This window comes from Paenibacillus sp. OAS669 (genome assembly GCF_014873645.1).
In the GTDB taxonomy this organism is placed as follows: Bacteria; Bacillota; Bacilli; order Paenibacillales; family NBRC-103111; genus Paenibacillus_S; species Paenibacillus_S vulneris.
On the sequence record NZ_JADBDR010000015.1, the window covers coordinates 134,279 to 146,906 of the forward strand.

12 protein-coding genes and 1 pseudogene are annotated in these 12,628 nt (G+C 40.0%); 4 read left to right on the plus strand and 9 right to left on the minus strand.

Going from position 1 to position 12,628, the window contains the following annotated elements; genetic code table 11:
* Window positions 1-21 precede the first annotated feature (21 nt).
* The 4 genes from GGC63_RS26905 to GGC63_RS26920 all read right to left on the minus strand — a co-directional run bounded on the left by GGC63_RS26905 (window position 22) and on the right by GGC63_RS26920 (window position 3,304).
* Window positions 22-918 (minus strand): hypothetical protein, encoded by an 897-nt coding sequence (locus GGC63_RS26905; RefSeq protein WP_192704929.1) that lies wholly within the window; start codon window positions 916-918, stop codon window positions 22-24.
* The gene (locus GGC63_RS26910) at window positions 912-1,613 is read right to left on the minus strand and encodes a glycosyltransferase family 2 protein (protein WP_192704930.1); all 702 of its coding nucleotides are present in this window, start codon (window positions 1,611-1,613) and stop codon (window positions 912-914) included. Before GGC63_RS26910 ends, GGC63_RS26905 begins: the two co-directional genes overlap by 7 nt.
* 14 nt (window positions 1,614-1,627) lie before the next feature.
* A complete protein-coding gene (steA, locus tag GGC63_RS26915) occupies window positions 1,628-2,737 on the minus strand; it encodes a putative cytokinetic ring protein SteA (protein ID WP_318781128.1) in 1,110 nt (369 codons plus the stop codon).
* Between the two features lie 285 nt (window positions 2,738-3,022).
* The gene (locus GGC63_RS26920; RefSeq protein WP_192704932.1) at window positions 3,023-3,304 is read right to left on the minus strand and encodes a hypothetical protein; all 282 of its coding nucleotides are present in this window, start codon (window positions 3,302-3,304) and stop codon (window positions 3,023-3,025) included.
* 111 nt (window positions 3,305-3,415) lie between these two features.
* On the opposite strand from GGC63_RS26920, the gene GGC63_RS26925 reads away from it, so the two are divergent.
* The 3 genes from GGC63_RS26925 (at window position 3,416) to GGC63_RS26935 (ending at window position 5,652) form a co-directional block, all read left to right on the plus strand.
* Window positions 3,416-3,763 carry a hypothetical protein gene (locus GGC63_RS26925; protein WP_079910779.1) on the plus strand — a complete coding sequence of 116 codons (348 nt, stop codon included), beginning with the start codon at window positions 3,416-3,418 and terminating at the stop codon, window positions 3,761-3,763.
* A gap of 68 nt (window positions 3,764-3,831) precedes the next feature.
* Window positions 3,832-4,014, plus strand: a complete 183-nt coding sequence (locus GGC63_RS26930; RefSeq protein ID WP_192704933.1) for a DUF2524 family protein — start codon at window positions 3,832-3,834, stop codon at window positions 4,012-4,014.
* 288 nt (window positions 4,015-4,302) lie between these two features.
* Window positions 4,303-5,652 (plus strand): MFS transporter, encoded by a 1,350-nt coding sequence (locus tag GGC63_RS26935; protein WP_225948539.1) that lies wholly within the window; start codon window positions 4,303-4,305, stop codon window positions 5,650-5,652.
* A gap of 293 nt (window positions 5,653-5,945) precedes the next feature.
* Here the strand turns inward: GGC63_RS26935 and GGC63_RS26940 are convergent.
* The 5 genes and pseudogenes from GGC63_RS26940 to GGC63_RS26960 form a co-directional block, all read right to left on the minus strand.
* Window positions 5,946-6,068 (minus strand): annotated as a pseudogene (locus GGC63_RS26940) (sporulation initiation factor Spo0A C-terminal domain-containing protein); the annotation flags it as partial.
* A gap of 492 nt (window positions 6,069-6,560) precedes the next feature.
* Window positions 6,561-8,288 (minus strand): reverse transcriptase domain-containing protein, encoded by a 1,728-nt coding sequence (locus GGC63_RS26945; RefSeq protein ID WP_192704934.1) that lies wholly within the window; start codon window positions 8,286-8,288, stop codon window positions 6,561-6,563.
* A gap of 202 nt (window positions 8,289-8,490) precedes the next feature.
* Window positions 8,491-9,471, minus strand: a complete 981-nt coding sequence (locus GGC63_RS26950; RefSeq protein WP_192704935.1) for an HRDC domain-containing protein — start codon at window positions 9,469-9,471, stop codon at window positions 8,491-8,493.
* A 309-nt stretch (window positions 9,472-9,780) separates the two neighbouring features.
* Entirely contained in the window at window positions 9,781-10,554 is a 774-nt protein-coding gene (locus GGC63_RS26955; RefSeq protein WP_192704936.1) for a hypothetical protein, read from the minus strand.
* Between the two features lie 38 nt (window positions 10,555-10,592).
* On the minus strand, window positions 10,593-11,333 hold the full coding sequence (locus tag GGC63_RS26960) for a TIR domain-containing protein (protein ID WP_192704937.1): 741 nt from the start codon (window positions 11,331-11,333) through the stop codon (window positions 10,593-10,595).
* Window positions 11,334-12,147: 814 nt separating this feature from the next.
* Between GGC63_RS26960 and GGC63_RS26965 the strand changes: the two genes are divergently transcribed.
* Window positions 12,148-12,609: a hypothetical protein gene (locus tag GGC63_RS26965; RefSeq protein ID WP_192704938.1), complete on the plus strand. Its 462-nt coding sequence runs from the start codon at window positions 12,148-12,150 to the stop codon at window positions 12,607-12,609.
* Window positions 12,610-12,628 lie beyond the last annotated feature (19 nt).

Sequence of the window (12,628 nt, forward strand, 5' to 3'; positions counted from 1 at the left end):
CTTGGAGACGGGAGAGGCTCCTCAGTTTTTTTCGGGGCCAGACTCTCGCCCAAGCGAGTCCAGCCAGGACAGCCAACGATGGTTATCGATCAACCTCGATAAGGAATGCCGCCATGTGATAGCATGCAGCAGGATGAACCCCGCCAGCAGCAGAAGCTGGAGCTTCCAGCCGGTTGCTTGCACAATCCAGCAGCCAAGCACAAAGCCAAGCAGATTAGCGCCCGTATCGCCCAGCATGATCTGCCCCTTGAGGTCAGCACCGAGAAGAAGCGCCATAGACACAAGCACAGGCAGAGACATGACCAGAAAGTCCTGCCGATGCCCCTGATCATTGAGCATCATAACCGCTGTCGCGAGAAGGTATAAAGCCCCGAAGCCTTTGAATGCTCTACCTGGCCTCGTATCCAACAGATTGATGCCGTTCGCGGCGAGCACTATGCATAACCATTGCAAGGCGACCCACCCCCATGGCGCGCTTAAATCAGTGTCTCCCCGCAGCACAAAGAGCATCGCGGCTACTGCTATCCCTCCGGCCTTCACTGTACCTGTACTGACCACCCTATGTTCCTTCCAGAGCCCCCAATGCCCTGTAAACCCTTTGGGCGTCTTATGCCCGACGGTATCATCAAGGAAACCGAGAAAGGCGACTGTCACCGCGCCTAAGGTATAGACGTTAGGTAAGGCTAAGTTTATACCCTGGCTTCCGGCCGTTGGCTTGCCATACGCAATCCCTTGAATGACCAGGGAATGAATGACAAGCATCATAACGATAAATAGGCCCCCGGCCGTAGGGATTCGATCTCCGTTATAGTTAGAGTCCGTTAGCCGATGGTTCTCCATAAACCTTATCCAGCCCGGCATTAAGGCTCGTCCTAAAAAGTAGAGCAGCAGCGAATAGAGGACCCACGCCATTAGCATATAGGCTGTCTCCAACGATGCCACAGTGTACCGCTGACGGCATACAGCTGCTTGCCCCGATGCAGCCACCCTCCGAGATTTCTCCCGGACACCCGATGAGCAAAAGGAACAGCCATCTCTTCCACCCTATACCCCAGCTTGACGGCGTCAATCGTTAGGCCTACCTCAACGCCAAAGCCTCCTGAGAGCCTGCCGATTCGCTCCAAAACTTGACGATGAATGGCTCGTTGGCCGGACAAGGGCGCGGAAGGCTGAAACCCCGATAACAGGTATACCCCTTGTTTAGCGAGCCTCTTCACAATCCCGAAGCCGCTTTTTTGAGTAACGGCAGGCAGCCGGGCGATGACCATATCCGATTGTCCTAGGGTCAAGGGCTCAATCAATAACGGAAACCATTCTGCTGATGATCCCAAATCCGCGTCCAGAAAAACCAGCAACTCTCCCTTGGACATCTTGCAGCCGGTTTGAAGGGCCGTCCCTTTTCCATAGGGCCGCGGATGCTGTACAATCAAATCCGCCCAAGGCGCCGCAAGCTCAAATGTACTGTCGCGGCTTCCATCATCGATGACTATAAGCTCTACGCGATGTCCCTGATGCATAACTTGCTTGCATGCTTTTCGGATCGAGCTTAATGTTTCCTGTATGTACAGTTCCTCGTTAAGCGCAGGAACGACAACAGATATGGCAGGCTTCATAAGGGCAACCCCTTTCATTTAACCCATGATAATAGTCGGCTTATTGCGCGATAAGCGGCATGCTTACACAGCTTGACAAGGGATTGCGCATTCCGCTCATGACCGTACAGCAGCGCAATGCCTTTGGCGTCGGTCAGCTTGCTCCCTATTTTCATCCGGACAAGCACCGTGCTGCCCATCCCCTTTCTGCCTTTTTCCAAAAAGTCAAACATATGACTGTGAGCGCCGACGGTCACAATCCGCTCGCACTGGTGATCGTAGGCAAGCAGCAAAGCAATATCTTCACTAGTCCCGCCGGCAGGCAGCCGGATCGCGTTCAGTCCCAGCTTCTCCAGCCTGGCAAGACCCGGTGCGAAGCCGTTGGAATACGCATGAACCAGCAGCTCTGCTCCACATTGTAACGCTTTGTCCGTCGCGCTATCCATATCGCCAATAATGAGATCCGGCTTATAGCCCTGCTCCAGCAAAGCGTCCGCCCCTCCGTCTACCCCTATTAATACCGGTCTGTAGCTCCGGATATATTCCTTTAGAGCAGCCAGATCCTGTCTGAACCCGTGACCGCGCACGACGACAAGAGCATGACGTCCTTCCATCTTGACCTGCAGCTCCGGACAATATACAGGCTTTAGCACAAGCTCTTTTTCTTTGGTCGCATACTCCAATGTATTATTAATAAAATCCGCCAGACGCTCATGATAGCTTTCCTGCGCATGACGATAACATTCCAGCCAATTGTCTTTTGTGAACGAGCGGCACGGTACCCTTTGCCCGCCAAACATTGCGCTATCCCCCGAGATAGCGATCTGCTCATGATCCTTGATCACCGAAAACCACACCGGCTCCATCTCAAAAATCGGAATCCCGTGCTCCAGCAGCATCAGCGGACCCGTGACAGGAATAGTGCCTGTCATCGTCTGCCCGGTATTAATGACCGCCCGAGCTCCTGCCTCAATCAAGCCTTCCGCTGACAAGTCATCCAGATCATCGTGGCAAATAACAGCGATACGATCGGGCTCTAGGGTGGAAATCAGCTGTTTGGTGCTTCGATGCACCCGGACTATCCCTGTCATTATGGGATTATCGAAGATATGTTCTGCTTTGCTTAGTACCATTACTTCGCACATCGCTTTCCTGATGCTCGGGCCATTGCGCCTGTTACGCCTTAATTTTCTACTCTCGTTTATTTTTCGTTGGCAAAGCCATTCTCATACATTGATTTCGGATAAAACCTAAATAACCCCACCAGGTGGGGCTAACTCCTTTTAGGTCAAAAAAAAGCCCGGGGACTATAAGTCCCGGACTTCACACTCGTCTCCATTTCCTTGGATCTATGTAAAATGATGGTATGCTCTGTACGGTAACGGCATATGCTTTTTCATGTGTGGAAAAACAACGGCAGATATCACCTTTTATCCGTAATAGGGTAGCGCTTCAAACCATTCCGCGTATTCCGAGGAGCTCAGCTGTTCTCGCACATACTCCAGCAGCGACGCTAGCTCGTCCTCCTTAAAGCTGTATCTGCAATCCATCGTATTAAACAGAAGCCTCACTTCCTTCAAGGCTCCGCTAGGTTCGCCGGTCATTTGAATTACATAGAGCTCCTCCGGCTCATCCTGAAATTTGCATCCAATTTCCATAAACAGCCGTTCCTTCATCTCATCCAGTTCCACATTACAGTAATCAAATTCCATCTTATCCCTCCAAAAAAAGTGCCCTTTCTCCATTTTAGCAACAGTATTCTACATTTTGTGCAAAATTTCAATGATATAATGAACTTTATCTTAGCGCAAGGAGTAGGATCCATGCAAAGAATATGTCAAAAAATTGTTCGTGTTCAGAATGGTCTGATTACGGAAATTTATGATGGCTTGCGATATCGCAGCTTTCAAGACAATGACCTTGCAATGAAGGAATTGCTGATGGATGATGTAGGCCTGGATTTTGAATCCGTTATCAACACCTACGAACAAGTCATTCATGATTTGGCCCAAGCTTTCCCCCATCTTCGCGAGTTTATCAGCGATAAGCTGCCGGAGGGATGGTTCCAATGGTACCAGCAAAGCTATGAGGAAGAATCGTCCTTGACGCCTGCAGAAGCTCCTGCCGCCGCTGTGCGCGTCGGCGATCCCAATTCCACTTGCATCCCCTAGGTGCTCAAGCATAATCCTGCGCGGATAATCCATACTAAGCAGGACTAATCCGCTAGGAGGCATCCATCATGATTGATAATCTCGAAAGTAATTACGATTGCACAAAGGCAGGATCCGATCTTCAAGAGCTTCAACAGCAATTAAGCTCCTTGCAAAGCAGCGCTGACGGAAGCAAGGAACAGCAAGAGCAGATTCATCGTTTGGAGAACCAAATTCATTTCATCAAGAATAAATGCGATATACGCCCCTGATCTTTAGCAGCACGTCGGCACAGCGCTCAGCGTTGTGCTTTTTTAGTGTGTTTACGGTTGATTATAATTATAGTTTCCCAAGACGATTTCGTCTAATAATGCTATAATGGGCTTCATTCTTTCAAGGAGGCGTTATTATGAAGTGCACGAATAGAGCCAGGGTACAATACGAAGGGGGTTCGCATCACTGACCCTATAAACTGCGTCCCCCTCTAAGTTAGGGGAATATTTCAGGTGGACCAAAATAAGCAAGCTCATCGTATTGAAAACTCGGAATCTTTTCAACCATTGCTGCCTAATGCCAAGCTGGCTATTGGTTGGTTAAGCTTTCTCGCTTTTTTCAGCGTATTGAACGAATCGGTATTTAATATTGCCTTGCCGGATATTGCATCGTATTTTGGTATTCAGGCGGCATCCGCCAATTGGGTTAATACGGCCTTCATGCTTTCCTTTAGTATCGGCACGGCTGTATATGGAAAAATATCAGACTCCTTCGGGATCAAAAAGCTTCTGGCGATTGGACTTTTGATCTATTTCGGAGGATCGCTGTTCGGTTTTCTGGCTTATCATTATTTTCCTGCTATGATAGCGGCGCGGTTTATCCAAGGCATTGGAGCTTCCGCCGTTCCCGCTCTCATTATGGTCATTATTACTCGTTATATCCACTCCGATCATCGCGGCAAAGCATTCGGAATGATCGGTTCCCTGGTCGCTTTGGGTGAGAGCATCGGACCTGTTGCGGGCGGTCTGGTTACGGAATACGTTCATTGGTCCTTTCTGTACACCATCCCGATGATGACCATTCTTGTACTGCCTTTCCTTTATAAAAGAATGCCTTCTGACGCGCCCGTAACCAAAAATAAAATCGATAGGTTCGGAATAGCCCTGCTAGCCATGGGAACGGCAGGCTTCTCCCTCTGGATGACTCATTTTCACTGGAGCTTTCTTGTCCTGGGCATTCTGATGCTTGGTGGGTTCGTCTCTCATATCAACCGCACCAAACAGCCATTTATCGAGCCTGCTTTGCTGCGAAAACGCATCTTTATGGCCAGTATGCTATCGGGAGGCATTTTGCTTGGATCGGCGGCCGGTTTTCTTGCTATGGTTCCTTATATGATGAAGGACGTTCATCAGTTAGCGGCGGGAGCAATTGGCAGTGGAATTATATTTCCGGGCACCGTAGGGGTCATTTTGTTCGGTATGATGGGAGGCGTGCTGGTCGATCGTTGGGGAAATCGTGTTACTCTATCCGCCGGACTGTGCATGATGGTGCTTAGCTTTCTTATTCTGTCCATTTGGCTAGATCAGTCTCCTTGGTTAACGACAGCGATGCTGATTACAACGCTAGGCGGACTCTCCTTTATCAAGACGGTCGTTTCCAACACGGCCGCCGCTTCACTTGAGCCTGAACAAGCAGGAGCCGGGATGGGGATTTTGAATTTCGTTTGCTTCCTGTTTGAAGGCTTCGGCATGGCGCTGGTCGGGGGGATGCTGAGCCAAACATGGCTGGCCTCCCCGCTATGGAACAAGCTTCAGGAATCAAGCGCTTATTTATACAGTCATATATTAGGTATCCTCATCCTCTTTGTTTTGATTGGCGGAACGATTTATCTGAAAAGTTATCGCAGAAGCCGGTAGAATGCTTAAGACCCAGAGACATTTTCTCGGGGTCTTTTTTATCTCCCCTGCTAATTGTAAAATCAAAAATAAAAACGCCGAATCCCGAAAGATTCGACGTTTGTTATTACGCGTAATAGATCCCTCCGTTTCCCTTTACTCGCATATAACCGATAACTACGCATGAGACGGAGGTGACTTTTCCAATTTTTATCGCAACATGCTGCTGTGGACACGAGGCCTCTTTACTTTATCCGATAAATTAGCGGAACCTGACCTCACTCATCGTCCTCAAACGAAGAACCGGCATCCTTTCACGAAACTTTATGCTCAATTCTCAGCTTATCCGCCACCATTGCTATAAACTCACTGTTCGTAGGCTTTGCTTTCGATATATTGATCGTATATCCGAACAAGTGGCTGATGCTGTCGATGTTGGTGAAGCCTTATGTATCGTGGGGTTTGGGTAAGTATACGGCTTATTTTGAGTGTTAAAAAAATATCGTAGTGATTAGACCGAATTCCAAATGTTTATTGGCTTCTAAAACAAAAATTATTGGGCAAAAATGCCCTAATAAAACATTACCAAATTTAACCACACCTGTCAAACCGACTAATATCCCTAAATGCAAATTACTCCTCAAGTGAAACCAGAAATCCCAATTATTGATTCTAGAATAGTCATCTGGAATAAACTCCTTGAAATCTAACCTCCAAAAGCCCCGTCTTTTCATTGCTATCCTTTACTTGTTCTTCAATTTATGATCGAAATTTGATTTTCAAGTATTACCTGCGCCCAAGTTTCAGTCATTTCATCAATGGAAGTTACAATAAAGATATCGACAGTATTGGAAATCACAAACAGTAGAGTCAATTATGTGTTATATTTGTATATATATGTTGCTGTTGAAATCTATGATTTCAATAAATTAAAAAGGGAGATCATCATCGTCAATATCAATAGGTGCAATATCTCTCACAAAAGGATTATTAGTTATCGTAGAAGCATTCGTAAGCTCATTAGTTGTACTTATAATGTTCTGAGTGCTGTCAGATGTAACACCCGTTAATAAATCATCAAGTGTAGAGCCTAACGCATACGTTACTGGAATATTTGCAGCTTCAATTCCACTGTTGATATGCTCTTGGTTTTGATTTATCCTTTTCCGCACATAATTATGCTTGTTAATACTTCTTTCATCCAAATCCTCTAATAACTTCTCATGGGAGTTGACCTCCAATGAGGACAGGGCAATAGTGATTGTTCGAAGCATTGAGTTAGTCTTACCTACGTATTTATAAATCTGATTTCTATTTGACTTTTCATGACTTATTAAACCCACCATAGCACTTATTATAAGTTCTGGTGCATGCCCCCGAGCAACATTTTTCTTCACTTCTAAAAAACCATAACTATTCTCCGGCACCTCCAAGATCAAGCATTTAACAATATTGGTTGCTGATGGATGCCTATATATTCTGATTAATAAATCGGCGATTGATTCGTTTAACTCAGTGAAGTCAATTATTATTTTCGTTATCCAAAACAATTGATATTCAGTGATGAATGATTTGTTTAGAAATTCCTCAATTTCACTGATAATAGCATCAGAAATCATCATGTAATTTCTCTTAATATTGTAATATAAATTTTTTGTCAACTGAGGTGAACTATTCAAAACAAGCCTTGTTAGTTCAATTGTTTCTGATTCAGAAGTCATTAATAAAGATAAAATTAGTTCAATGTCTTCATCCTCAATATTTTTTTCATTGTGTAATAAACCTTTTAGAAAGCTGACCTCTTCATCGGTTAATTCATCATCTTCATCAAACTCGTCATCTTCATCATCGTCATCATCAAATTCATCAGTGTATGAATTAATTATTAGCCTACGCTTTTTTAATAAAGAAATTTTGATTGATTCAATATCATTTTCTTCTTCGATCTCTGTTGCTATGATTAGAGTCTTCTCTTCGTTCAAACATAGACCCTTTTCACCTAATAATTTTTGTGCGCTAAATATATCGTTGGATATAGTCTCCTCATCATCTGAAAAGAAATAAATGTCATCCATAAATCGTATAATGTAATCACTTTTTAAATCTCTGGAATCCTCAATAAAACTCAGAAAGTTGCTTCCTATAACTTTCATGGGGAATAATCCTTGCGGCATACAACTCGTACTTCGCCCTTCATTGATTTCTCTCAAAAACTTACCTATCTTCTCCGATTCCTGCTGATTAATAATCCTAGCGATGTAACTTACAACGTCATGATGATAAATATTATTAAAGAAGTTTGAAATGTCTATTTTGCCCATATATTCATACTGAGTTTTTAATGAGTGTAATTTTTTAATAAACTTCTTATACTCTTCTGTTTGGGAATTATAATTATCTCCACTAAAAGTGTAACCAAAACACTCACGATTAGAGTAACTTTTCTTTTGAAAATACGCCCTGTTTCGATAAACAAAGTCATATATGAAAATGAGAGATACAGGGTCTAATTGGAATGTTTGTCTATAGTGCTTCTTATCTTTCAAAGCATATACCCAAGGTTGAATCATGAAATAAGATTGAGCGTTCTCATTAATTACTTGTTTTTGTTTTTTACTAATTACTTGCGTTACCTTCTCATATTCATCTTCGCTCAAAATCGTTTGCAGCCAATTCTGGGAAAAAATCCCTTCATTAATATAATCCAAAATAGAATCTAACTGATATTTTGCAATAATAAGAACAGAACGTAGGGGAAAAAGAGTTTTTTGAAAATCTTTTAATATAAAATCATATACATTATTAATACTACTTCCTCCTTACAGGTTGTAAATCCGGATAATTCAAATTTTCATTTTATTATCCATTAAAAATGTTCAAAATCATCTTTCCATACTTTTCCATTTTCACTTTACCAAACCCCTTAACCTCTAACAACTCTTCTTCTGTTCGTGGATACTTAGCAATCATATCCTCCATTTCAGAGTTGTTGAAGATGTAGTAAGCCTTGACATTCTCTGCTCTTGAAGTTTGGAGTCTATAAGCTGTCAGTTCTTCACGTAGCTGTTCTTCATCTTTCCTTAAATACTCTTCACTTGAAATCTGATACTTAGCTTCAAAATCCATATCTATAGGAGTATTCAACCTGACAAGTAAATTGGCGATTTCTAACATATCTTTCTCGGCAAGATCGTACTGATTGGCTTTATCATTCTGATACTTTTCTAAGGTAACCTTGATCTGGTCATACTTTATAAACGTATTCTCAATTTCTGCTGGACATTTGTACTTCTTGATTATCGTTTTTGGATTTGCCATTACTACAAGTGACAGGATAGGCATGTTATTGATCTTCAACTCTTTTGAAAACACATGCTTTAGTATATCTACATGCCTTTTATTTTGCGTAATAGGGCTATATATGCCTTCCTTATACTCCTTACCGTATCTGTTCTTCATAGTCCTGACAAAGTTACCATCTTGATCAATTGAGATATTGCCGCTTAATTTCTTCGTCTCTAAAATACAAGTAAACTTATTAGAAATGATAACAAAATCAAGCTGTGCAACATAATCCTCATACTCAATCCTTATATCATGTAGACACAAAATTGGCAGGAACGAATTTTTCAATTCAAAATAGACGTTGTTCTCACCATCAAGTCCATATTTTAGAAATTTAATATCTCTCTCGATGGTTTCTTTCTTTTCCCCATCTACAAGCCTATCTAAGAGGTCATTTAAAGCAGACATTTGATGGTTCTCTTTTGAGAAATCCTTAACGAAAATCGGGTTTTGGATTGTCCTTTTTTGACCAAACAGTTTGTTGAATATAGACATATGTAATTCCCCTTGAAGATTAATTATTTTTAAGATACTAATTAGAGTATCAGCTTACTTTGTAGTCAAATTATACCATAAATCACTTAATTGGGGTCTTTATCTTTTTTCAATAAGCCCCTAGTACTATACTTTCGTTTTTAAATAGAATAAAGCATCCTAACCTAACAGGATGCTTTGATAAATGTTATTATTTTGTCCTAATTTGCTTCAAATACCTTGTTGTTTTTATATTAAAAATAATTGTCAATATTACTCAAGCCAAAAAATTCTTTTTTTAACTTATCAATTATTTCTTCTTGACTTAAATTATCCTGAATGATTTCTTTCTCCAGATTTTCTAACCAAGCGATCTTCATGCGTTTCATAAAGATTGTCAGCAAAAACTGAAAGAGCAATACTACTTAGAACAATTGCCAAACCATCTAGCACAAGTTTTAATTTTTCGTATTGGAAAGTAAAACTCATAGCAACATAGACAAAAAAAGCGATTTTAATAGTCAAGTGTAAAAATGGATTCAAAATCACTAAATTTATTTTGGCTACTCGACTTTTTGAAGCGGTTAACGAAAGTTCATAATATTCTTTAGTTCTACCACTCCAAACCACAATCCCACTTGCTAACATTCCTAATAAGTTATTCAAATATCGTAGAATGTAGAAAACGAAGTATAATGTTACTAAGAAGTTTCCCTTTTGAATAAAATAAAACATAATTATTACATTTGCTACCAAAGCAGCACCAAGCATTAAGAGTTCAGTCCAATAAAGAGGTTTTGTCCCCTTAATATCAATTTCAGTAACTGGAAAGCGATATTTTAGAATCTTTTCTTTTCTATAGTATTGGTTGAAAATATCAAATAATGAAATAGTGAGATTGGTAAAAAAAACGTATCCAAAAAGTGTCAAAAAGATACTTTGCTGTATCTTAGGGATTTCAGGAAGTATCCAGTAACCTAGTCCAGCCAAAGCCGCAAACAACGTCCAATTACTTAAACCACTTGAAGTAATCTTCTGTCTTTCCCTATCTTGCAATCGATTCAGATAGTCTAACCAATCCTTTTGTGTAAGTTTGGTATCCAAAAGCTTCCCCCATTCATACCTAATTTAGCTATGGATAGTTAATTAAAAAGTTTAAATTTTATTTGGGCAGCATTTAGTTCCTTCATAAGGTCATATTCAATTTCTTCAACGTTAGAGTTAAATCGTAGATAAACAATACCATCTATATCCGAAGGTCTTTCAACATTTGCCTTAACTATGCAACATACATTTTGTCTTCCCAACTTACCGTAAAAGAAACCTAGTTCAAAAAGAACATTTTGTCTTGCTCTAAAACTATAATTGGGATTTTCTTCGTTTAAGGCACCAATATCATCTGGCGTGAGTAATACTAATGCATATTTAACATCAGAATACTTCTCAAACTTTTCAATTATTGTAGCCCCGCCATTTGCCATCCTGCTCAAAACGATTGGTTGTAACCCAATCCGTCTGACCAGATTTTCTGTTTCAATCATAGCTTGTCTATCTCGCCCATGAACTATGAATACTCTAGTTATTCCATCATCATCTGCATCTTCATTAACTGATACATTAAAATCTGGCATCATACTCTCGAGTATTTTTATATGATTGATTAAAGCTTTGTAACCTCTTTGATTGATTGTCTTCTCTGTGCTAGAAAAATGAAACGATTCAAAAACAAATTCAAGCAAGCCTAATTTTTTTGAACAAATATTTAAATCTGAAACGTATTTTTTAAATATCTCAGCTTTCATCCATTCATTTTCAGGATAGCTGCGAATTTCAGTTATTATTTTTTTTAGTTGAAAAATTGTATTTTTTGAGCTGTTTTCCATGCATCTCACTCCACAATTAGTAATCTGGATATTGAATATAATATTTTCGACATATTCCAATATTATCCTTCAAGAATCGAATCAAAAAAAATGTAATTCACTCAGAATAGCTTTTTTTCAAATAACATTCTCTCATTTCTCCCCCATAGTGTTATTGGAATTAATTAACTTAAAACACTAATGCTATTTTCCTGCATCCTATTAGAAATAATCCAAGAATTATCGTACAACAAGACTCCTAAGATAGCTTTTTGGAACCATTAGATGAGGAGTTTAATGTGGACTAATAGCAGAAGGATTACTTAATGGAATTAAGTATCTACTGGAATACAAAAGAGGTGTGGATATGTTTCTTGAACTCTCATACCCCAACCATCTTGCAACTTTTCCAAATTTAGAAGGAATGTCAATAGATCAACAGTATTACTGACATTGTGATTATAGAGTAATAACGGCACCGCTACTTTGGTGATCGGATGATTCAAGATTTCCTTCCTACTTTCTGGACATATCTTGATAACTTTAAGATACGCTGAGCCTTACAAGAAAAGTTACGAAAGGCAATCAGCTCGATAAGAAAATATTATGATGAGGAACAATTATTATTATTTTTCCTTTCCTTAGGTCTATTTTACTTGATTTGATATTCAGAAAATTCACATAGTTAGTTTATACTACTTGAAGGAATTAAGCCCTTATTAATCGAAATTGAATTGTAATAAAAAATGTCACAAAACACTATGGGTTTCGCTTGCTTTACATAAGTACTTTTTTTTAAAACTTGGGATCAAAACAAAACAATTAGGAGGACAAGATGAATTATTCAGACAACTTAATTCTTTATGAAGATGCTCTTGATATGAGGAAGAATGCAATAAACTATGTTAATAACCTCACTAGTTCTTTTAAAAGGATAATCTCTGTACCAATTTTATTACATAGAAATGATGAAAGCATTATAAATGATATAAATCGCGTTCCGCTGTTGAATTTTTATTTCGCTGACCTAAATATTTCCAGCAACATTGTTTTAAGTATACTTGGGTCGCAATTTGCAAAAAAAATTGGAACAGATTATTTCGAAGGACAACAAGGGCATGCAGTTATATTATTTGACTTAGACATAGTTCAAATGGACTACCTATACCATTTGAAGAAAAATTCCGAATTAACGTACCATTTATTTATGAAAAAATCAAATTTTTACGATACAAACCTCTTGGTCAATTTAAAAGATTATTTTTCTGTAATGAACTTTGAAATTCATAATAAATAAAAACGCTCACTATGAGCGT